1 protein-coding gene is annotated in these 608 nt (G+C 73.2%); it reads right to left on the bottom strand.

Features of this window, described 5'->3' with window-relative positions; genetic code table 11:
• Nucleotides 1-10: 10 nt before the first annotated feature.
• On the bottom strand, nt 11-608 hold a 598-nt coding region (locus DR046_RS23110; protein ID WP_167767278.1), incomplete at its 5' end, for an IS701 family transposase.

Here is a 608-nt window from a genome sequence, read left to right as displayed (position 1 = left end):
GCCATGGCGGTCATGCGGCTTCGGGGGCGTCTTGCGGCGTCGGACTCGTTTTGTCTTCGGATGGTTTGCCGAAGGCGGCGCGGGCCTGCGTGGCGGCGAGCGTGGCGAGGAACGCCTGCGCGGCCATGACGAGGGTCATATGCCGGTGCCAGCCGTGCCAGGAGCGGGCCTCGCAGTGGTCGAGGCCGAGGTCGCCCTTGGCGCGCAGGAAGCATTCCTCGATCGCCCAACGGCTGCCGGCGGCGCGGGCAAGTTCGGGTAGCGCGGTGCCCTCGGGGGCGTAGGCGAAGAAGTAGGCCAGCCGGTCGGGGTCGCGCGGGCTGCGGCGGATCAGGAGCCAGCGCTCGAAGCCGGGCTCGGCGGCCCATCCCAGGGCCACGTGCGCCCAGTCGTAGAGCCGCGGGCCCTTCGCGCCCTCGCCGGCGGACAGGGCGTGCCAGTCCTCGTCCGCCAGCCCGCCCGCGGTGGTGGCCGGGTCGGTCTGCACCAGCCCCCAGTCGTCCGTCAGGAAGCGGATCGATTGGTTGCCCCGCACCGCGAGCACGTAAGCCTGCCCGCGCTCCTCCAGCATCCGCCGCAGCTTGGTGTCCGAGCCGTAGAGCGCGTCC

The organism is Jannaschia formosa, assembly GCF_003340555.1.
Lineage (GTDB): Bacteria > Pseudomonadota > Alphaproteobacteria > Rhodobacterales > Rhodobacteraceae > Jannaschia > Jannaschia formosa.
The sequence above is the reverse complement of the archived record's forward strand: the minus strand, read 5'-3'. Positions and strand labels throughout refer to the sequence as shown.